Genomic DNA, 19340 nt, shown 5'->3' on the forward strand with positions numbered 1-19340 from the left:
CGAATTCATAACGACTCAGAGATAACCGCCATGACATCGACGCCATTTCTCTCCAGACGCCGGCTGGCGCTCGCAGCGGCCGCCGCGCTGCTGCTTTGCGCGCACGCACAGGCCAACACGGGCCCCAGCGCCTGGCCCGCCAAACCGATCAAGGTCATCGTCAACTTCCCGCCCGGCGGCGCGGCCGACCAGATCGCGCGCGCCATCTCGCAGCCGCTGCAGGAGGCGCTGAAGCAGCCGGTGGTGATCGAGAACCGCGCGGGTGCCAACGGCAACGTCGGCGGCGAGGCGGTGGCGCGTGCGCCGGCCGATGGCTACACGCTCTTGATGAGTTCGGGCGGCATGGTGTCGGTCAACCCGCACCTCTACACGCGCATGAGCTTCGACCCGGCCAAGGACCTCGTGCCGGTGGCCGCCGCCGCGCGGGTGCTGGTGTTCCTGGTGACCAAGCCTTCGCTGCCGCCTGAGAACGTGCAGGCGTTCATCGCCTACGCCAGGGCCAACCCCGGCAAGCTGTCGTACGGCTCGCCGGGTAACGGCAGCTCGCCGCACCTGGCGGGCGAGATGTTCAAGAGCCAGGCTGGTCTCTTCGCGCTGCACGTGCCGTACCGGGGTGCGGCCCCTGCGCTGCAGGACCTGCTCGCAGGCCAGGTCGACTACGCGTTCGATCCGGGCATCGCGCTGCAGCAGGTGCGCGCGGGGAAGCTGCGGCTGCTCGCGGTCGGCAGCCCGCGGCGCTCGCCGCTTTTCCCGGACGTGCCCACGCTCGACGAGGCGGGCCTGCGCGGCTTCGATGCTGACACGGTGTTCGGCTTCTACGCCCCGGCCGGCACGCCGCCGGAGGTGGTGGCGCAGCTCAACGCGCAGATCAATCGCGCGCTCGCACTGCCGGCGGTGAAGGAGCGCATCGCATCGCTCGGCGGCGAGGCGGTGCCCGGTTCGCCGGCGGACTTCCAGCAGCGCGCCGCCGCCGATTCGCAGCGATTCGGTGCGCTCATCCGCGAAAGGAAGATCGCCGCCGACTGACCCTGTCGTCGCATCCCAGGCTGCTCCCTCGTTGCCGGCATCGGCGCTCCAGAAGATTCACAACACAGAAAGAGAGACAAGACATGCAGACCCCTTCCGCCATCCGCTTTCGCACCCTTGCGCTCGGCTTCGCAGCCGCAGGTTTCTGCGCAGCGCTTGCCGCGCCGGCCCTTGCGCAGGACAAGCCGGTGCAGCTCAAGCTGTCGAGCTGGGTGCCCGCGCAGCACCCGCTCAACCCTGCCCTGCAGGCCTGGGCCGACGACATCAAGAAGGCGTCGAACGGCACCCTCACCGCGATCCTGTTTCCGTCGGAGCAGCTCGGCAAGGCCTTCGACCACTACGACATGGCGCGCGACGGCATCGCCGACTTCTCGTACGTGAACCCGGGCTACCAGCCGGGCCGCTTCCCGGTGATGGCGGGCGCGTCGCTCCCCTTCCTGTTCGCCAACGGCAAGGAAGGCTCGGCCGCCATCGACGCGTGGTACCGCAACTACGCGGCCAAGGAAATGAAGGACGTGAAGTACTGCTTCGCGTTCGTGCACGACCCCGGCACCTTTCACTCGCGCAAGAAGATCGTGCTGCCCACCGACGTGAAGGGCCTGAAGGTGCGCCCGGCCACGAGCACCGTGGGCCAGCTGATCACCTCGCTGGGCGGCACCAACGTGCAGGCCTCGGCGCCCGAATCGCGCGACATGCTCGAGCGCGGCGTGGCCGATGCCATCACCTTTCCCTGGGGATCGATCGGCCTCTTCGGCATCGACAAGGTGGTGAAGTACCACATGGATGCGCCGCTCTACGTCACGCCCTTCGTCTGGGTCATGAACAAGGGCAAGTACGACACGATGTCCGCCGGGCAGAAGAAGGTGATCGACGACCACTGCACCAGCGAATGGGCGCAGAAGGTGGCCGGGCCGTGGGCCGACTTCGAATTCGGTGGGCGCGCGAAGATCGCGGCGCAGTCGGGGCACGAGGTCTACAAGCTCACGCCGGAGCAGCTCGATGCGTGGCGCAAGGCAGCGGCGCCGTCTGAAGCGCAATGGGCCGAGAGCGTGAAGAAGGTGGGCGAAGACCCGAAGGCGGTGATGGATGCCCTGAAGGCCAGTCTCGCCAAGAACAAGTCGGCGCTCTGAGCAATGGCTGCCCGGTCCGCCAGCTACATGGACCGCGCGATCAATACGATCGAATGGCTCGCCGCCATCTTCGTGGGGATCGTCGCGCTCAACATCTTCGTGGCCGTGGTGCTGCGCAAGTTCTTCGACACCTCGATACCCGACGCCTACGACTTCGGCCGCATGCTGCTGGGCATCCTGATCTTCTGGGGCATCGCAGCCACCAGCTACCGGGGCGGCCACATCACGGTCGACCTGGTGTGGACGGCGGCCGGCCCGCGCATGAAGCGCGTGATCGACGTGTTCGCCACGCTGGTGCTGCTCTTTGTGGTGGCGGTGCAGACAGCGATGCTGTTCGACAAGGTGCGCGGTACCTACGTGGACAACGTGCTGACCTACGACATGAACATTCCCACCTGGCCCTTCTACGCGGTGGCTTGGGCGGGCGACGTGTGCGCCGTGCTGCTGATCGCCATTCGCACGTACCGGCTGATCTTCCATCCCGAACAGCTCGAAGAAGTCCACGCTGAACAGAAAGCCGACGAATGAGCCCCGATGCAGTTGCCATCCTGGGCTTCGTCGCCCTCTTCGCATTGATGCTGTTGCGCGTGCCGGTCGGCATGGCGATGGGCCTCGTCGGTGTCACCGGCTACAGCTACCTCGTGGGCCCGGGGCCCGCGCTGAAGCTCGTGGGCCAGACCTCCATGCGCACCGTGACCGACTACACCTTCGGCGTGATCCCGATGTTCATGCTGATGGGCGCGCTGGTGTCGGTGTCGGGCGTGAGCCGCGAGCTCTTCAAGGCGGCCAACTCGATGATCGGCCACCTGCGCGGGGGCCTCGGCGTCGCCACCGTGGTGGCCTGCGGCGGGTTCGCGGCGATCTGCGGCTCGTCGGTGGCCACGGCGGCCACGTTCTCGGCGGTGGCGTACCCGGAGATGCGGCGCTTCAACTACCCGCAGTCGTTCTCCACCGGCGTGATCGCCGCGGGCGGCACGCTGGGCGCGATCTTGCCGCCTTCGACGGTGCTCGCGGTCTACGCCATCCTCACGCAGCAGGACATCGGCAAGCTGTTCATGGCGGGCATCGTGCCGGGAATCCTGGCGATGGCGATGTACGTGATGACCATCGCGATCATCGTGAAGCTGCGGCCCGACTGGCTCCCGGGCGGCGAAGTCAAACCGTGGTCGGAGCGCTTCAAGGACCTGCGCAACGTGTGGGCGCCGCTGGTGCTGTTCGTGTTCGTGATCGGCGGGCTCTACGGCGGCTTCTTCACGCCGACCGAAGCGGGCGGCGTGGGCGCGAGCGGCGCGTTCATCCTGGGCCTGGTCAGGCGCAAGCTCGACGGCCCGAAGATCCGCGAGGCGCTGCTCTCGGCCACGCGCACGGCGGCGGCGGTGTTCACGGTGCTGATCGGTGCGCTGCTGTTCGGCTACTTCCTCACCATCACGCAGAGCCCGCAGAAGCTCACCGAGTTCCTCACGGGGCTGGGCATCGGCCGCTACGGCGTGCTCGCGCTCGTCATGCTGATGTACCTGGTGCTGGGCTGCCTGATGGACGCGATGGCGATGATCATCCTCACGGTGCCCATCATCTTCCCGGTGATCGTGCACCTGGGGTTCGACCCCATCTGGTTCGGCGTGATCATCGTGATGACGGTGGAGCTGGGGCTCATCCATCCACCGGTGGGCATGAACGTCTTCGTCATCAAGAGCGTGGTGAAGGACGTGAGCTTCACCACCATCTTCAAGGGCGTGCTGCCGTTCATCGTGACGGACATCGTGCGCCTGGTGATCCTGATCGCGTTCCCGGTCATCGCGCTGTGGCTGCCGACGAGAATGGGCTGATGAGCACACACAAGGAAATCGTCTACACCGCACGCGTCGAGTTCGGCGACTGCGACCCGGCCGGCATCGTCTGGTTTCCCAACTTCTTCCGCTGGATCGATGCGGCCTCGCGGCATTTCTTCGCCGGCTGCGGCGTGCCGCGCTGGGAAGAGACCACGAAGACGCTCGGCGTGATCGGCACGCCGCTGGTCGACACGCACACGCGCTTCGTGAAGTCCGCGAGCTATGGCGACACGCTCGAGATCGCGGTGCGCATCACCGAGTGGCGCGACAAGAGCTTCGTGCAGACCTACCGCGTGATGCGCGGCGAAGACCTGATCTTGGAATGCGAGGAGGTGCGGATCTTTGCGGCGAAGCGCGAAGGCGGAGGCATCCGCGCGGTGCCGATTCCGCCGAGCATTCGCGCGCTCTGCGAGTAGCCGCTCAGCGGGCCTTGGCCTGGAGCTTCGCGAGCAGGCCTTCGACGCCGCGATCGATCAGGTCGAAGGCTTCAACGAAGGCCTGCTGGCCGCCGTACCAAGGGTCTGGCACATCGCCTTCGTCGTTCTCGGAGAAATCGGTGAGCAGGCGCACCTTGTGGGCGGTGCCCGCGGGCGCGAGGCGGCGCAGCGCGGCGCAATGCTGCGCGGTCATGCCGACGATCCAGTCGAAGTGCTCGAAGTCGCCGGCACGCACCTGGCGCGCGCAATGCGCAGGCATCTCGATGCCGCGCCGGCGTGCCTCGGCGATCGAACGCGGATCGGGCGGGTTGCCGCGCTCCTCGTCGGAGATGGCGGCGCTGTCGACATCGACGGACACGCCTGCAAGGCGAGCCTTGTGCAACAGGAGCGCGTGGGCGGTGGGAGACCGGCAGATATTCCCGGTGCAGATGAACAGGACGGCAATTTCTTTCATGCGTACTCAGCGGGGTCTAGCAGGCCCGAAGCATAGGCTGCAAATGCGCGATCCCGGCCGATGTCTACATGGGACGCCATGACCTGCAAATCCCGCCAATGACGCTGAATCGGATTCGCCCTGGCTGCGCCGGAGGCACCCAGCTGTCGAATCAATCGCCCTACCGCTTGCAAGCAGAGCTGCGCCAGGTATGCCCGATCACGCTTGACGATGGCCAGCTCCCAAGGCTCGATCGCCCGCCATGCGACGCCTGCCCCATGCAGCCTGGCGCACAGCGCTTCATACAAGCGGGCAGCGCAGGCAAGTTCCGCGGCGCTTTCGGCAAACCGATCGCCAGCTGCGGCGCTCCGGAGATTCGGGGATTCCAGGCGCGCGGCACCTATGTATTCGTTCAATGCGCCCTCGGCTGCACCGAGGATCGGTCCGACGATCCAGCTCGTGCAGTAAGGCAGGAGCGGCACGCGGCAGAGGTAGGCGTCCGCATTGACCTTCGCGCCGGCCGGATCGGCAGCGAAGCATTCCGCTTTGGAAACGGTCCACTTTTCCGCCACGAAGACGTCGTCGAAGCGGATGTCCTTCGATCCCGTTGCCAGCATGCCAACGGCATCCCAAGTGCCGAGTATCTGTGCGTACGATGCGGGGACGACCACCTTGAGGACCGTCGGCAAACCGTCATCGCCGCCCCCGCACGGACCCGCCATGATGATCCAGTTGGCATGGTCGATTGCCGATGTGAATCGCCAGGTGCCGTTCAAACGAACGCCACCCGGCACTCGTGCGATGGTCCCAGTGGTGGGGGCAGATGCCGTCGCGACCAACTGGTGCGGACCGTCTGCAAATACCTCGGTCTGGCATTCCAGGGACAGCCGGCCCATCGTTGCAATGTGTCCGCCCACAAGGCTGATCGTCCATCCAGTGGAAGCGCATGCACGAGCCGCAATGCGCGAGGCCTCCACGATGCTCGGCCACCCCAGCTCGAGCCCTCCGAATTTCCTTGGCGCAAGGATTCGAAGCAGTCCGGCTGCATGCAATTGCGCGATCGCATCCCGGGACAGGCATCGCGCCGCCTCGCTTGCTGCGGCGTGCGCCCTCCAGACGGGCACAAGCGCCTCGGCGCGCAGGCACAAGGCCCGATGCTCGGCACCGTAGTCGGCAGCGCTGGGAGTCGAATCCGCCTCAGGCCAGCTTGCGGGGAAGGTCGGCTTCAAAACAGAACTCCGCTGGAACAACAGGAAGGCCCAGGATGGAAACAAACCGCGCGATCTGGTCTGCATCGTTCGACGCGACGAATTCGTAGAAATTTGTGCTGTTCCACAACAGGTAGACGTGCGCGAACTGCGATCGGATGGCTCGCAGCAACACGTCGAACTCCACCTGCCCGTTGTGCATCTGGGTGAGCATCTGGTTGCGCTTCCATGCCACCTCCTCGGGCGTGAAGTAGTGAAGCTTGTGCAGATCGTCTTTCGCTCGTTCGCGAAGTTCGTAGACCGCCTGATCCGGTTGATTCAGCTTCTCCAGGAAGAAGATCAGCCCATCTGGCTTCAGAAGTTTCGACACATGCCCGATCTGCTGTTCACGGTCCTGCCCGTAGAACTGGAACGCCGCGGTCTCGTAGATGAAATCGAATCCCTCGCGGAACTCGGGAAACGACGTTGCTTCGCGCAGAACGCCCGCATCGATTCGCAAGAACGACTGGGGACAGAATTGCGACGTCTCAGGGTCGGCGAACCGATTGAAATGCTGCTGGTTGGCCTGGTTGGGTGAACTCGTCAGCGTCTTGATCTTTCCTTGCGAGTAGGTCGCCAACGCGCGTCCATTCGTGCCATCGAAGGCGTCGACTTCGTAGAATCCGTACACCCTCTTCGGGGTATCGTGCGACGACTGCACGAGCCTCTCCAGCGCGACGCCCACGCGGCTCATTTCCTCGAGGATGCAAGGCACGCTTGCAAGAAAGTGCGTAAAGAGAGGTCCTGCCCGATCGACCATGAGGTCGTGGTACTTCAAGACCTCGGGATCGGTAATTCGATCGGGTATGCGCGTTCGGACGGGTTGGCGCGGCACCTGGGTTTTTCCGGTCGCCAAGTCATCGAAGTAACCGGCCATGCGCACCATCGCCGATTCGTTCAGGTACTCGTCGGCCCCGAAGGGCGTTGTCGTTTTCATATCTTCTTCGCTCCCAAAAAATCACTCGCACACAGATGTTCCGCCATCTCTCGCCTGGAGGCCTTTCCGCCAAAAGTGCGTGGCAGGACCTCCATGAACAAAAAAAGCTCCGGGATTTCTCGCTGCTTCAGCCTGCTTGAGCAATGCGCTTTCAGTTCCTCTTCGGAGACATCGCATCCGATGCGCAGCACGAGGCACGCACACAGAAAGCCCGACGGATCGTTGCCGCGAACCGGAAGCACCATCGCCTCGGAAATTGCGGGATGAGACAGCAGTTCGCGTTCGACATCGCGAGGGTTGAGCATCACGCCGTCCCTGAAGAGCATGTCGTCCTTGCGGCCAACAAAATGCAGGTAACCCTCCTCGTCCGTCCGAAACAGGTCACCGGTCAGGAACAGGCTTCTTCCGTCCATGAAGTTGCGCTTCAACACCTTCGCCGTCAATTCCGGCCGGTTCCAGTAGCCCAGCATGACAAGGTCGCCAATCACGCCGAGCTCTCCGATCCGATGGCTCGCCTCGATAACAGCGCCCTCCTGATCGAGCAGAAGCGTTTGCACACCGGGAATCGCTTTTCCAACCGAGCCGGGACGCCGTTCGAGTTGCTCCGGGGCGAGGTAGGCGATACGCTTGCACTCGGTCATTCCGTAGTTCGAGAAGATCCGGACTTCGGGATAGGTTTCGCGAATCCTTTCGATATGCTGGATCGGCAGCACATCGCCGCTGCTGGAGATGTACCGCAGCGCGGGCAACGGTGGCAGCACCTCGGCCTCGAGCATGCGAAGGAGCACGGGTGGAAAGACCTGCAATGCCGTGATCTCTTCGTCGCGAAGAATGGCCCCGACCTCCTCGCTCCGTGCGGGCAATGTGCTTTTCACGACAGCCGTCGCGCCCAGCAGAAGCGGCATCATGACGTTGTAGAAGCCGTAGTCCGAACTCAGTCCGGCGGTAAAACTCAACACCCTGTCTGCCCGACGGGTGCCCAGGTAGCCGGTGACCGAATGGAATGCAGCAGTCATGTTGCGGTGACTGACGAGGACGCCCTTCGGCTTTCCGGTCGACCCCGACGAATAGAAGATCGCGGCCGGTCGATCCAGCCCTTGCGGCAGTGCCCCATCGACGGAATCGGCGCAACGTGAACGGGCTTGAGGATCGGCCGATCTCCACACTTCCAACAATGCACCCGCCCCTGCGTGAAACCATCGCCGAACGGCCGTGTGCCTCGACAGCGCAGATGGGTCGGCGCTGCGATCCGTGACCAGCACGGTCGCACCGCAGTCGGCCACGAGATCTATGAACTGCCCCTCTTCGCACAGGTGGCTGATCGTCGCAAGAATGCAGCCCTCCCGCATGGCAGCGAAAGCCGATGCGACGGCCGCCGGCGAAATTGCACAGCTCAAGGCGACACGATCGCCGGGCACTACGCCCGCGTGCTTCAGCATGCGGGACACCTGCAACTCGGTGCGCGCCAGTTCCCCGAAGGTGGCGGTTATTCCGTCAACTTCGATCGCAGTCTTGCCGGGATCGAGAAGGGCGGCCGCCTCGAACAACTCATGGAAGTCCGCCATCATTCAGCACGCTCGGCCATTGCGGGTCGGCCGCCGGCCAGCACCGAGAGGCACCCCAGCAACGCCATGCCCAAGGTGAGGACGAGGATGACCTTGCCCGCGGTCCATTCCGCCGCGAAGGCGCCGATGGCCAGGCCGGCCAGGGGCTGCGTCAGGTTGTTGAGCAGCGTCATCACGCCCGTCGTCTTTCCATAGTCCGCTGCGGGAATCACGCGCTGGCGACTGCTGCGCAGGTAGATGTTGAACATCTTGTCGAAGCCGATCACCAGCAGGTATCCCGCCGCATATCCCCAGGCACTGGGACTGAGCGCCGTCAGGAGGCCGCCCACCACGATCAGCGAGAACCCGGCAAGGCCCAGCTTCCGTACGGGAATGGAAATGTGGGCAATGCCCATGAGAACGAGCACCGTGACGATGGCGCCGGCGGTCTGCAGCGCACCGTAGTACCCGGCCGTTCGTGCATGAACACCCGTGACGAGTGCCGCCGACGATGCAAGCGTGACGCCCACCACCAGGTTGACGCCCGCCGCCTGGATGACGAGCCTCCGCAGGCCGGGCAGGCCGATCACGTGGGCGAGCGCCGTCTTCACTGCGGCGACCATGTTGCCCTGCGACGTTTCGCGTGGCCTCAACCGGACCCTGGTGGTGCGCCGCCAGTAGGCCATAGCGCCATCGGCGAGCACGAAGATGATCGCAGTGATCCCCACGGCAGCCTGCCAATGGATCTGCATCAGCAGAACCGCGGCGACTACCGGCCCCAGAACCGCCCCCAGCTGATCAGCGGTCTGGGAATACGCCAGCACTTTCTCGAAGCTGTGCTTCTTGAAAACCTGCGGCAATATCACCTCGCGCGCCATCGCACCCTGGGTGGTCAGCACCCCGCACAGGGCGGAGACCGCGATCAACCAGCCCGCACCGCCGAAGACCGAAGCGCAGATGGCGCCCGAGGCGCAGATGACGGCGCGCAAGACCTGGCTCCATCGCATCAGGCGCACCGGGGAAATGCGATCGCACAAAGCCCCGCAGATCGGGAAAGACAGAAAGCGGGGGAACGCCTCCACCGCAAAAGCCAACCCCGACCACCCGACATCCTGCGTGGTCTGGAACACCACGAGTGGCACCAGGAACAGCAGCACCTGATCGGCAATCTTCGACAGGAACAGCGATGCAAGGAAGGCCAAGAAGTCGGCCCGCGGCGAACTCGACTCCACTGGATCAGTAGGCTGAGCCATCTGCATTCTTCAGGTCATGGCGCTCATGCCCCTTGAGGGGCGGATTGAAGATGCTCACCAGCACCAGGTCTTTCGATCCGCCGCGCAGAAAGTGCCTGTCGTGCTTGTTCAACACGTAGAGATCACCGGGGCGGATCGCATGGATATTGCCATCCATGTCCTGAATTTCGCCTTCACCGGCAATGCAGTAGCACGCCTCCAGGTGATTTCGATATTGGAGCAATGACTCCGTTCCGGCGCGGACCACCGTGTGACATACGGTGAATCCCATTTCGTCTTTTTCTGTCAGCAGCCGGTGGCTCGTTCCACTACCCCATTCCACCAGCAAACCCGACTTCTCCACATCGCAAAGATTTCGTACGAACACTTTTGCTCCCTGCAAATTATTTGTGACCCTTCTTGCTCATCGCGGCGAGACTTCTCGCGATGACGCATGAATTCTCGGAGCAACGACTGCGCAATTCGATACTTTTCCAGTCGGCGGTTGATGCACAAATGACCGAACGGCGGCCGACGACAAAGGAGCAACACGCAGCTTTCGTCGAAATGAAAGCGGGTTGAAAGGTTGCGGCGCGACCCGCGGCGAAATCGCAACAACGAGGCGATAACGACCCTGCTGGCATTGCAGGACAAGCGCTAAAAGGTTGACGCTCATTGTGACGCGGTGCAACAATCCTGCATCTTTACTTCGGAGCCCCGTGCGTGGACAGTGCCAGTTGGATCAGTGACAAGAAGACGCGTGCCTCGGCAGGCGTGACACATCCGGCCCTCTAGCGCAGGCTCTCCCGCGCTGTGGCCGCCGTGCACGCAGCGTGACCCGTTCGCCATTCAGGCCAGCGGCTCTCCCCTTCCGAATTCCGTCGTTCTCCGTCACTGACTTTTTCAGTCAGCTTGCGTGTCCGTGCGCGAGGCCCTTCCACACGAAGGAGCCTTGTCATGCGTCAATTTCAAACTCGTCAGCAGCACCTGCAACCGCAGCCGATGCAGGAGCCCGTTCGCCCGTCGGCGCACGTGCCTGCGCGCGCAGCGACGGCGCAAGACGCCGAGAACGAAACGCTCGACCGGGCCGCTGCGCTCTGGACCACGCGGCGCATCCGCAGCTTCTTCCTGCTGCTCGAGCAAGCGCCCCGCGCAGTGCAGCGCTGACGCGCCCTGCCACAGGACCGCACCCCGGATCGCAAGGAGGCCACCATGGACCCAGACCCTCTCTGGCGCCGTAGCGCGCCCCATTCATCGATGTCCACCACAACGCAGCGCGCCATGCTGCGAAGGATGCCTGCCGGCTGATTGAAGCGGGAGGTTCTTCCTTCGCGGGCGCCGCACCCGAACGAAGGAGAACCTCACCATGACCCGCGAACGCCTGCGGCGCGTCGTGCGGCGAACGGCCACGGCCACCCGCCTCACTGCACCCCGCCACTACCCTCACCGTCCTTTGCCTCGCCTGTGGGCGGCATACCTCTGCGGCCTCGCGGCAACGCAGACGCATGCCGCCGGTGGACACCATTCGGTGGACGACGCCGCGATCCTCGATGCGGGTCAATGCCAGGTCGAGACCTGGACCGACCAGCACGCGAACAACGCGCAAGACCTGCTCCACATCGGCCCGGCCTGCCGTGTCGGAATGATCGAACTCGGCCTGAACCTGGAGCGCGAGCGCGGCAGCGAAGGCCGCACCGTGCGCGCCGGCCCGCAGGTCAAGTGGGCCTTCGCGATCGACGACAGCCTGAGCGCCGGCGTGCTCGCCACGGCCGGCTGGCAAGGCGACACGCACGCCACCGGCTTGCGCTTCGCGAGCAGCAGCATCGTGATCCCCGTGACCTGGCAGATCGACGACAGCTGGCGCGCGCACATCAACCTGGGTCGCGACTTCCACCGCGCGCAACCCAGCACCAGCCATTCGGGTGCAGCCATCGAATGGAGCGCCCTGCCCTCTGTCTCGTTCGTCGCCGAGCGCTTCCACGAAGGCGGCGGCAACGCTTGGCGAGCCGGCGTGCGCTGGACGCCGGTGCAGACGCTGAGCGTCGACCTGAGCCGCGCACGCGGCCTGCGCGCCGATGCGCCCGCATGGTGGACGCTGGGCTTCACCTGGGCCTTTGCACGCTGACCCGATCGATCGATCTGCCTCTCTATCGATTCCTTCACCAAGGAGAAAACAACATGAAAAAAAACGTCCTGAAGTCCCTCTTCGAGAGCTTCCTGCGCAGCCGCCACATGCTGCATCACTTCGAGCGCTGGCAGACGCTGCTGGGCTCCAAGCCCCTCGGCGTGACCTCGGTCGCGATGCCGCCCGACATCGCCAAGGCCCTGGCCACCGCATCGCGCACCGATGCCGGCGAAATGCTCGTCAAGCTCAACAGCTCGCCGCAAGGCCTGAGCGAAGGCCACGCGCAGGTGCTGCGCAAGCGCCTGGGCAGCAACGAGGTGCGCCACGAGCAGCCGCTGCCGTGGTGGACGCATCTGTGGCAGTGCTACCGCAATCCGTTCAACCTGCTGCTCACGGTGCTGGCGCTGATCTCGTACGTGACCGAGGACATGAAGGCCACGCTCGTGATCGGCAGCATGGTGGTGCTGTCGACAGTGTTGCGCTTCCTGCAGGAGTCGCGCTCCAACAAGGCGGCCGACCGGCTCAAGGCGATGGTGAGCAACACCTCCACGGTGCTGCGGCCCGCGCCGGGTCGCAAGGCCGGTGTTGCAGGCGACGAGGGCTTCGACGCCACGCACGCGGGCACGGTGCGCGTCGAGGTGCCGATGCGCGACCTCGTACCGGGCGACGTGATCGCGCTCTCGGCCGGCGACATGATCCCGGCCGACTGCCGCCTGCTCACGGCCAAGGACCTCTTCATCAGCCAGTCCGCGCTGACGGGCGAGGCGATGCCGGTCGAGAAGTTCGCCATCGACCGCGGTGACCATGAAGCGGGTGTCCTCGAACGCGAGAACCTCCTCTTCATGGGCACCAACGTGATCAGCGGCACCGCCACCGCGCTGATCGTCCACACCGGCGACCGCACCTTCTTCGGTGCCCTCGCGCAGCGCGTGACCGCCACCGACCGCGGCACCAGTGCCTTCCAGGCCGGCATCAACCGCGTGAGCTGGGTGCTGATCCGCTTCATGCTGGTGATGGCGCCGCTGGTGCTGGTGATCAACGGCGTGGCCAAGGGCGACTGGTGGGAAGCCGCGCTGTTCGCGCTGTCGATCGCGGTGGGCCTCACGCCCGAGATGCTGCCGATGATCGTGACCGCCACGCTTGCCAAAGGCGCGGTCGTGATGTCGCGCCAGAAGGTGATCGTCAAGCGCCTCGAGGCCATCCACAACTTCGGCGCGATGGACGTGCTGTGCACCGACAAGACCGGCACGCTCACGCAGGACCGCATCGTGCTCGAGCGCCACACCAACGCGTGGGGCGAAGGCTCCAACCATGTGCTGCAACTCGCCTACCTGAACAGCTTTCACCAGACGGGTTTGAAGAACCTGCTCGACAAGGCGGTGCTGAACCACGCCGAGATGCAACCGGAGACCCGGCTGCAGACGGCCTACCGCAAGATCGACGAGGTGCCCTTCGACTTCTCGCGCCGGCGCATGTCGGTGGTGGTGGAGAACGGCGGCAGCGAGCACCTGCTGATCTGCAAGGGTGCGCTCGAAGAGATCCTGTCGGTGTGCACGTCGGTCGAACGTGGCGCCGAGGTGCTGTCGCTCGATGCGGAGCTGCTCGCGCGCATCCACAGCGTGGCCTCGGAGCTGAACCAGCAGGGCCTGCGCGTGGTGGCCGTGGCCAGCCGTACGCTGGCCGCCGAAGCACGCAAGGCCGCCTACAGCGTGGCCGATGAATCTGAGCTCACGCTGCTGGGGTACGTGGCCTTTCTCGATCCGCCGAAGGAATCGACCGCGCCCGCGCTGCGTGCGCTCGCCGAGCACGGCGTGGCAGTGAAGGTGTTGACGGGCGACAACGAACTGGTCACGCGCAAGGTCTGCGGCGACGTCGGCATCGAAGCCGGACACATCGTGCTCGGCCGCGAGATCGAGGACCTGCGCGACGACGAGCTGCGCGTGCTGGTCGAGCAGCACCAGGTGTTCGCCAAGCTCACGCCCGCGCACAAGGAGCGCATCGTCCACGCGCTGCATGCCAACGGGCATGTGGTGGGCTTCATGGGCGACGGCATCAACGACGCACCGGCACTGCGCGCCGCGGACATCGGCATCTCGGTGGACGGTGCAGTGGACGTGGCCAAGGAGTCGGCCGACATCATCCTGCTGGAAAAAAGCTTGATGGTGCTGGAGCAGGGCGTGGTCGAGGGCCGCCGCACGTTTGCCAACATGCTCAAGTACATCAAGCTCACCGCGAGCTCGAACTTCGGCAACGTGTTCTCGGTGCTGGTGGCGAGCGCGTTCCTTCCCTTCCTGCCGATGCTGCCGCTGCACCTGCTGGTGCAGAACCTGCTGTACGACGTGTCGCAGATCGCGATTCCGTTCGACAACGTGGACGAGGAATTCCTCAAGTCGCCGCAGCGCTGGAACCCGGCGGACCTCGGGCGCTTCATGGTGTTCTTCGGACCTCTGAGCTCGGTGTTCGACATCCTGACCTACACGGTGATGTGGTTCGTGTTCGCGGCCAACACGGTGGAGCACCAGACGCTGTTCCAGTCGGGCTGGTTCATCGAGGGGCTGCTGTCGCAGACGCTGATCGTGCACCTGATCCGCACTCGCAAGATCCCGTTCCTGCAGAGCCGCGCGGCATGGCCGCTGCTGGCGATGGGTGCGGCAATTGCCGCCGTGGGCATCTGGCTGCCGATGGGGCCGCTCGCGCACTACTTCAAGCTGCAGGCGCTGCCGCTGGCCTACTTTCCGTGGCTGGTGGCGATGCTGGTGGGGTATGCGGTGCTGACGCAGACGGTGAAGGGGTGGTATGCGCGGCGGTATGGGTGGCAGTGAGGGCTCTTGTTCAGCGCTCTTGTTCAGGCCGTGTGCGCAGGGCACGCTGCCGGTGATCGGCGATCAGCGACCGCTCTGAAGCGCTCGCGCTGGCGGTGGGCTCTGTTTCGCGAAATCAAGGAGGAGGCCGCAGGCCGGGGGACATTCGCGAAACAGAGTCCACCGTCGGCGCGAGTGCCGCCACAGACCGCCTTGCCTTGTTGCAATAGGCCCCCATCCATCCACCTCAAATATGCTTGTGCTCTCGATGTGAGGCCTTCTGACATGCATGTGACACCCAAGCCCCGCAAACTATTGGTGCTGGATCTCGATGAAACGCTGATCCACGCCACCGAAAGCACGCTCCCGCACGAGGAGGATTTCCGCGTCGGACCGTATCGCGTTCATTTGCGACCGCATCTCGCCGATTTCTTGAGTAGCGTTCTTGCGCAGTTCAAGGTAGGCATCTGGACCGCGTCAGGCGAAAGCTACGCGTCGCAGGTTGTGGATCGCATCTTTCCAAGCGGCGCACTGGAGTTCCTGTGGTCCAGCGCACGCTGCACGACGGCGCGAGACTTCACGACAGGCGGCTATCAGACGATCAAGAACCTGCAGAAACTGAAATCCAAGGGCTATCCGCTCGAATCGATCATCGCGGTCGACGACACGCCGTCGAAGTACGCGAGGAGCTACGGCAATCTCGTTGCGGTGCGCGAGTTCCTGGGTGACAGGTCCGATGCCGAACTTCCGTTGCTGGCGGCTTACCTCGCGCATCTCGCGGAGGTGCCGAACGTCCGGACTGTCGAGAAGAGAGCTTGGCGCGAACACGTCAGGCGCATGCAGCCCCTGGACTGAATACCCCGTGCTCCATGGAAAAACACACCCGATGCAAGCCATTCAGAACTTCAACCTGCCCTCGCTGCTCGACACCTTCGTCAGCGTGGCGGTCGCCTTCGCCCTCGGCTCGCTGATCGGCCTGGAGCGCCAGATACGCCAGCGCGCCGCGGGCCTGCGCACCAACACGCTCGTGGCGGTGGGCGCTGCAGTGTTCGTCGACATGGCGAACCGGCTGCACGGCCACGACGGGGCCGTGCATGTGGCGGCCTATGTGGTCTCGGGTATCGGTTTCCTGGGCGCGGGCGCGATCATGAAGGAAGGCACCAACATCACCGGCCTGAATACCGCGGCCACGCTGTGGGGGTCGGCGGCGGTGGGTGCTTGCGCGGGCGCCGACCTGATCGGCGAGGCGATGATCGCGGCGCTGTTCGTGTTGGCCAGCAACACACTGCTGCTGCCGGTGGTCAACCGGATCAACCGCCGTCCGATCAAGGAAGAGTCGAGCGAGGCGACCTACACGGTGCGGGTGATCTGTTCGCGCGCAGCGCGGCCCGAGGTGATGGACCAGCTGCTGCTCCTGCTCGAAGCCGCAAACTACCCGGTGCGCGATGTCGACCAGCACGCCTTCGGGCCGGCCGACACGGAGATCGAGGCGACGCTGTATGCCACCGCGGTCGAGCCTTTGGAGCTCGACCAGGTGATCACGGAACTCGAAGCGCTCGAAGGCGTCCAGCAAGCCTTCTGGAACGCCAGCGCCGACGACTGATTAAACGCCGAGGATCGAGACAGCCTTCGTGTTGAGGTAAGCCTCGAGCGCCTCGGGGCCACCTTCCGAACCGTAGCCCGAATCCTTCACGCCGCCGAACGGCATTTCCGGCGACGGCGTCGCGGGCTGGTTGATCCAGAGCATGCCGAGTTCGAGCTTCTGGCTCAGCAGGTGTGCGTTCTTGATCGACTTGGTGAAGGCGTAGCCGGCCAGGCCGAACGGCAGGCGGTTGGCTTCGGCGATGGCTTCGTCGAGCGTGTCGAAACCGCGGATCGCGGCGATGGGGCCGAAGGGTTCGTTGTTGAACACGTCGGCATCCAGCGGCACGTCGGTCAGCACGGTGGGGGCGAAGAAGTTGCCCGAGTCGCCGACGCGTTCGCCGCCAGCGGCCACGGTGGCGCCCTTCTTGCGCGCATCGTCCAGCACATGGGCCATCGCGGTGAGGCGGCGTGCGTTGGCGAGCGGGCCGATGGTCGTGCCTTCGGCGAGGCCGTCGCCGAGCTTCAGGCCTTCGGTGTACTTGACCAGCGTGCGGGCGAACTCTTCGCGCAGGCTGTTGTGCACCAGGAAGCGGGTCGGCGAGATGCAGACCTGGCCGGCATTGCGGAACTTGGCGGCACCGGCGGCCTTGACGGCCAGCGCAACGTCGGCGTCTTCGGCAACGATCACCGGGGCGTGGCCGCCCAGCTCCATCGTGACGCGCTTCATGTGCGAACCGGCCAGTGCGGCCAGTTGCTTGCCGACCGGCGTCGAACCGGTGAAGGTGACCTTGCGGATGATCGGGTGGGCGATCAGGTAGTTCGAGATTTCGGCCGGGTTGCCGAACACGAGGCCCACGGTGCCGGGCGGGATGCCGGCATCGACGAAAGCCTGCAGCAGCGCGGCGGGCGATGCCGGGGTTTCTTCGGGCGCCTTCACCAGGAACGAGCAGCCGGTGGCCAATGCGGCGCCGAGCTTGCGCACGATCTGGTTGATCGGGAAGTTCCACGGCGTGAACGCGGCGACGGGGCCGAGCGGCTCCTTCAGTACCAGCTGCTGCGCGGCCAGGTTGCGCGAGGGCACGATGCGGCCGTAGACGCGGCGGCCTTCGTCGGCGAACCACTCGATGATGTCGGCGGCGGCCAGCGTCTCGCCCTTGGCTTCGGCGAGCGGCTTGCCCTGCTCCTGCGTGAGCAGCTTGGCGATTTCGGGGGCGCGTTCGCGGATGAGGCCCGCGGCGCGGCGCATGACGGCGGCGCGCTCGTTGGCGGGGGTGTTGCGCCACTTGTCGAAGCCGCGCTGGGCAGCGGCCAGGGCGCGGTCCAGGTCGGCGATGCTGGCATGGGCCACCTTGCCGATGACCTTGCCGGTGGCGGGGTTCACGACGTCCAGCGTCTTGCCGCCGGTGGCGTCGACCCATTCGTTGTCGATCAGCAGGCGGGTGTCGGTGTAGGTGGTGGTCATGGCGAACTTTTCCTTCGGGGACGGGATGATGAAAAGGGGAGATCTGGGTGCGCGGCGCGGCACTTGGGAGGGTTGCGCATGCGACAACGGCGGCAAATTGCCGCCGGGTGCATAGATTAACCCGAGTTAACAGTCTCCGCCGGGGCCCGGAAATCGCCCCTTTTTGCCCCGTTCCGCCCCGTTACAGGATCAAAAGCGCGCGGAAGTCGTTGACGTTGGTGTTCGTCGGCCCCGTCACGAACAGGTCGCCGATGGCGTCGAAATAGCCGTAGGCGTCGTTGCGGTCGAGATGGTCCGACAGCTTCTTGCTCGCAGCGGTTGCGCGCGCCAGCGTGTCGGGGGTGACAAAAGCGCCGGCGTTGTCTTCCACGCCGTCGATGCCGTCGGTGTCGGCCGCCAGCGCCCAGACCTGCGGCTGGCCCATGAGCGCACCGGCCAGGCCCATGCAGAACTCGCCGGCCCGCCCGCCGCGGCCCTTGGCCTGGCCCGGTTGGCGGGGGCGGATCGTGACCGTGGTCTCGCCGCCCGAAAGAATGACGCAGGGCCGCGCGAACGGCTGGCCGCGGTGCGCCACGGCGCGGGCCAGCGCGGCATGCACCTTGCCGACTTCGCGCGATTCGCCTTCGATCTCGTCGCTGAGGATGTGCGCCTCGATGCCGGCTTCGCGCGCCGCCTTGGCTGCCGCTTCGAGCGACTGCTGGGGCGTGGCGATCATGTGGGTCTCGTGGCCGGTGAAAGCCTTGTCGTCGGGCTTAGGCGTTTCGAGTTCGCCGCTTTGGAGCTGGGCACGCACAGGCGCGGGCACCTCGATGCCGTAGCGGTCGAGGATGGCGAGCGCATCGGCGCAGGTGGTCGCATCGGGCACGGTGGGGCCGCTCGCGATGACGGCGGCGTCGTCGCCCGGCACGTCGCTGATGGTGAGCGTCACCACGCGCGCCGGTGCGCAGGCCGCGGCCAGCCGGCCGCCCTTGATGCGCGAGAGGTGCTTGCGCACGCAGTTCATCTCGCCGATGCCGGCGCCGCTGTCGAGCAGTTGCTTGTTGATGCGCTGCTTGTCGGCCAGCGTGAGGCCTTCGGCCGGCAGCACCAGCAGCGAGGAGCCGCCGCCGGAGATCAGGCACAGCACGAGGTCGTCGGCCGTGAGCCCTTGCGTGAGCGCGAGGATGCGCTCGGCCGCCTGCTGCCCTGCCGCATCGGGCACCGGGTGCGCGGCCTCGACGATCTCGATGCGCTGCGGCACGCCTTCGGGACGCGGCGGGATGTGGTCGTAGCGGGTGACGACGAGGCCCGAGAGCGGCGCATCGGCCGGCCACAGCGCTTCGAGCGCCTGCACCATCGAGCCGCCCGCCTTGCCGGCGCCAAGCACCAACGTGCGGCCCTTGGGTGGCTTGGGCAGGTGAGCGCCCAGCGTGGACAGCGGCAGCGCGCGGTCCACCGCCACGCGGTACAGGTGTTCGAGGAAGGCGCGCGGGGCTTCGCGCGGATCGGGTGCGGGCCCGAAGGACGGGGTCGATGCGGTCATGGCTTGCTTTGTCTCCATCCGGCGATTGTGC

General features: G+C 65.4%; 19 protein-coding genes. 11 read left to right on the forward strand and 8 right to left on the reverse strand.

From position 1 onward, the window contains the following. The first annotated feature begins 30 nt into the window (after positions 1-30). From GNX71_RS24840 to GNX71_RS24860, 5 genes are all read left to right on the forward strand, one after another. The gene (locus GNX71_RS24840) at positions 31-1026 is read left to right on the forward strand and encodes a tripartite tricarboxylate transporter substrate binding protein (RefSeq protein ID WP_206174889.1); all 996 of its coding nucleotides are present in this window, start codon (positions 31-33) and stop codon (positions 1024-1026) included. 83 nt (positions 1027-1109) lie between these two features. Beyond that, on the forward strand, positions 1110-2156 hold the full coding sequence (locus GNX71_RS24845) for a TRAP transporter substrate-binding protein (protein WP_206174890.1): 1047 nt from the start codon (positions 1110-1112) through the stop codon (positions 2154-2156). A 3-nt stretch (positions 2157-2159) separates the two neighbouring features. Beyond that, positions 2160-2684 (forward strand): TRAP transporter small permease, encoded by a 525-nt coding sequence (locus tag GNX71_RS24850; protein ID WP_241027048.1) that lies wholly within the window; start codon positions 2160-2162, stop codon positions 2682-2684. After that, positions 2681-3982 (forward strand): TRAP transporter permease, encoded by a 1302-nt coding sequence (locus GNX71_RS24855; RefSeq protein ID WP_206174891.1) that lies wholly within the window; start codon positions 2681-2683, stop codon positions 3980-3982. Before GNX71_RS24850 ends, GNX71_RS24855 begins: the two co-directional genes overlap by 4 nt. After that, positions 3982-4401: an acyl-CoA thioesterase gene (locus GNX71_RS24860; protein ID WP_206174892.1), complete on the forward strand. Its 420-nt coding sequence runs from the start codon at positions 3982-3984 to the stop codon at positions 4399-4401. The genes GNX71_RS24855 and GNX71_RS24860 overlap by 1 nt, the downstream gene beginning before the upstream one ends. A 4-nt stretch (positions 4402-4405) precedes the next feature. On the opposite strand, the gene GNX71_RS24865 is transcribed toward GNX71_RS24860, so the two are convergent. From GNX71_RS24865 to GNX71_RS24890, 6 genes are read right to left on the reverse strand one after another with little or no spacing between them, the layout of a single operon-like run. Continuing rightward, entirely contained in the window at positions 4406-4876 is a 471-nt protein-coding gene (locus GNX71_RS24865; protein ID WP_206174893.1) for a low molecular weight protein-tyrosine-phosphatase, read from the reverse strand. Then, a complete protein-coding gene (locus GNX71_RS24870) occupies positions 4873-6150 on the reverse strand; it encodes an acyl-CoA dehydrogenase family protein (RefSeq protein ID WP_206174894.1) in 1278 nt (425 codons plus the stop codon). The genes GNX71_RS24865 and GNX71_RS24870 overlap by 4 nt, the downstream gene beginning before the upstream one ends. Next, positions 6053-7039, reverse strand: a complete 987-nt coding sequence (locus tag GNX71_RS24875; RefSeq protein WP_206174895.1) for a class I SAM-dependent methyltransferase — start codon at positions 7037-7039, stop codon at positions 6053-6055. The genes GNX71_RS24870 and GNX71_RS24875 overlap by 98 nt, the downstream gene beginning before the upstream one ends. Further along, a complete protein-coding gene (locus GNX71_RS24880) occupies positions 7036-8607 on the reverse strand; it encodes a class I adenylate-forming enzyme family protein (RefSeq protein ID WP_206174896.1) in 1572 nt (523 codons plus the stop codon). Before GNX71_RS24880 ends, GNX71_RS24875 begins: the two co-directional genes overlap by 4 nt. Next, positions 8604-9836 (reverse strand): MFS transporter, encoded by a 1233-nt coding sequence (locus GNX71_RS24885; RefSeq protein ID WP_206174897.1) that lies wholly within the window; start codon positions 9834-9836, stop codon positions 8604-8606. The genes GNX71_RS24880 and GNX71_RS24885 overlap by 4 nt, the downstream gene beginning before the upstream one ends. Next, the gene (locus GNX71_RS24890) at positions 9820-10203 is read right to left on the reverse strand and encodes an ectoine synthase (protein WP_206174898.1); all 384 of its coding nucleotides are present in this window, start codon (positions 10201-10203) and stop codon (positions 9820-9822) included. The genes GNX71_RS24885 and GNX71_RS24890 overlap by 17 nt, the downstream gene beginning before the upstream one ends. 59 nt (positions 10204-10262) lie before the next feature. On the opposite strand from GNX71_RS24890, the gene GNX71_RS33705 reads away from it, so the two are divergent. The 6 genes from GNX71_RS33705 (at position 10263) to GNX71_RS24915 (ending at position 16344) form a co-directional block, all read left to right on the forward strand. Next, entirely contained in the window at positions 10263-10397 is a 135-nt protein-coding gene (locus GNX71_RS33705; RefSeq protein ID WP_277401832.1) for a hypothetical protein, read from the forward strand. 375 nt (positions 10398-10772) lie between these two features. Next, positions 10773-10982 (forward strand): hypothetical protein, encoded by a 210-nt coding sequence (locus GNX71_RS24895; protein ID WP_206174899.1) that lies wholly within the window; start codon positions 10773-10775, stop codon positions 10980-10982. A 199-nt stretch (positions 10983-11181) separates the two neighbouring features. Further along, the gene (locus GNX71_RS24900; RefSeq protein WP_206174900.1) at positions 11182-11940 is read left to right on the forward strand and encodes a hypothetical protein; all 759 of its coding nucleotides are present in this window, start codon (positions 11182-11184) and stop codon (positions 11938-11940) included. A gap of 53 nt (positions 11941-11993) precedes the next feature. Then, positions 11994-14762 carry a magnesium-translocating P-type ATPase gene (mgtA, locus tag GNX71_RS24905; protein ID WP_206174901.1) on the forward strand — a complete coding sequence of 923 codons (2769 nt, stop codon included), beginning with the start codon at positions 11994-11996 and terminating at the stop codon, positions 14760-14762. A gap of 264 nt (positions 14763-15026) precedes the next feature. After that, complete coding sequence (locus tag GNX71_RS24910; RefSeq protein WP_206174902.1) at positions 15027-15596, forward strand: HAD family hydrolase; 570 nt, start codon at positions 15027-15029, stop codon at positions 15594-15596. 31 nt (positions 15597-15627) lie between these two features. Next, entirely contained in the window at positions 15628-16344 is a 717-nt protein-coding gene (locus GNX71_RS24915; RefSeq protein WP_206174903.1) for an MgtC/SapB family protein, read from the forward strand. On the opposite strand, the gene GNX71_RS24920 is transcribed toward GNX71_RS24915, so the two are convergent. Further along, the gene (locus GNX71_RS24920) at positions 16345-17787 is read right to left on the reverse strand and encodes an NAD-dependent succinate-semialdehyde dehydrogenase (RefSeq protein WP_206174904.1); all 1443 of its coding nucleotides are present in this window, start codon (positions 17785-17787) and stop codon (positions 16345-16347) included. It abuts the gene before it with no gap. Between the two features lie 181 nt (positions 17788-17968). Then, a complete protein-coding gene (locus GNX71_RS24925; RefSeq protein WP_206174905.1) occupies positions 17969-19309 on the reverse strand; it encodes a glycerate kinase in 1341 nt (446 codons plus the stop codon). Between the last annotated feature and the right edge of the window lie 31 nt (positions 19310-19340).

This window comes from Variovorax sp. RKNM96, assembly GCF_017161115.1.
GTDB lineage: Bacteria > Pseudomonadota > Gammaproteobacteria > Burkholderiales > Burkholderiaceae_C > Variovorax.

What these genes read in the sequence shown, in the direction of transcription:
- GNX71_RS24870 (WP_206174894.1), bottom strand. Translation starts at nt 6,150, where the DNA reads ATGCAGACCAGATCGCGCGGTTTGTTTCCATCCTGGGCCTTCCTGTTG.
- GNX71_RS24850 (WP_241027048.1), top strand. Translation starts at nt 2,160, where the DNA reads ATGGCTGCCCGGTCCGCCAGCTACATGGACCGCGCGATCAATACGATC.
- GNX71_RS24920 (WP_206174904.1), bottom strand. Translation starts at nt 17,787, where the DNA reads ATGACCACCACCTACACCGACACCCGCCTGCTGATCGACAACGAATGG.
- GNX71_RS24840 (WP_206174889.1), top strand. Translation starts at nt 31, where the DNA reads ATGACATCGACGCCATTTCTCTCCAGACGCCGGCTGGCGCTCGCAGCG.
- GNX71_RS24900 (WP_206174900.1), top strand. Translation starts at nt 11,182, where the DNA reads ATGACCCGCGAACGCCTGCGGCGCGTCGTGCGGCGAACGGCCACGGCC.
- GNX71_RS24925 (WP_206174905.1), bottom strand. Translation starts at nt 19,309, where the DNA reads ATGACCGCATCGACCCCGTCCTTCGGGCCCGCACCCGATCCGCGCGAA.
- GNX71_RS24910 (WP_206174902.1), top strand. Translation starts at nt 15,027, where the DNA reads ATGCATGTGACACCCAAGCCCCGCAAACTATTGGTGCTGGATCTCGAT.
- GNX71_RS24885 (WP_206174897.1), bottom strand. Translation starts at nt 9,836, where the DNA reads ATGGCTCAGCCTACTGATCCAGTGGAGTCGAGTTCGCCGCGGGCCGAC.
- GNX71_RS24915 (WP_206174903.1), top strand. Translation starts at nt 15,628, where the DNA reads ATGCAAGCCATTCAGAACTTCAACCTGCCCTCGCTGCTCGACACCTTC.
- GNX71_RS24855 (WP_206174891.1), top strand. Translation starts at nt 2,681, where the DNA reads ATGAGCCCCGATGCAGTTGCCATCCTGGGCTTCGTCGCCCTCTTCGCA.
- GNX71_RS24895 (WP_206174899.1), top strand. Translation starts at nt 10,773, where the DNA reads ATGCGTCAATTTCAAACTCGTCAGCAGCACCTGCAACCGCAGCCGATG.
- GNX71_RS24865 (WP_206174893.1), bottom strand. Translation starts at nt 4,876, where the DNA reads ATGAAAGAAATTGCCGTCCTGTTCATCTGCACCGGGAATATCTGCCGG.
- GNX71_RS24845 (WP_206174890.1), top strand. Translation starts at nt 1,110, where the DNA reads ATGCAGACCCCTTCCGCCATCCGCTTTCGCACCCTTGCGCTCGGCTTC.
- GNX71_RS24860 (WP_206174892.1), top strand. Translation starts at nt 3,982, where the DNA reads ATGAGCACACACAAGGAAATCGTCTACACCGCACGCGTCGAGTTCGGC.
- GNX71_RS24875 (WP_206174895.1), bottom strand. Translation starts at nt 7,039, where the DNA reads ATGAAAACGACAACGCCCTTCGGGGCCGACGAGTACCTGAACGAATCG.
- mgtA (WP_206174901.1), top strand. Translation starts at nt 11,994, where the DNA reads ATGAAAAAAAACGTCCTGAAGTCCCTCTTCGAGAGCTTCCTGCGCAGC.
- GNX71_RS24880 (WP_206174896.1), bottom strand. Translation starts at nt 8,607, where the DNA reads ATGATGGCGGACTTCCATGAGTTGTTCGAGGCGGCCGCCCTTCTCGAT.
- GNX71_RS33705 (WP_277401832.1), top strand. Translation starts at nt 10,263, where the DNA reads ATGACGCATGAATTCTCGGAGCAACGACTGCGCAATTCGATACTTTTC.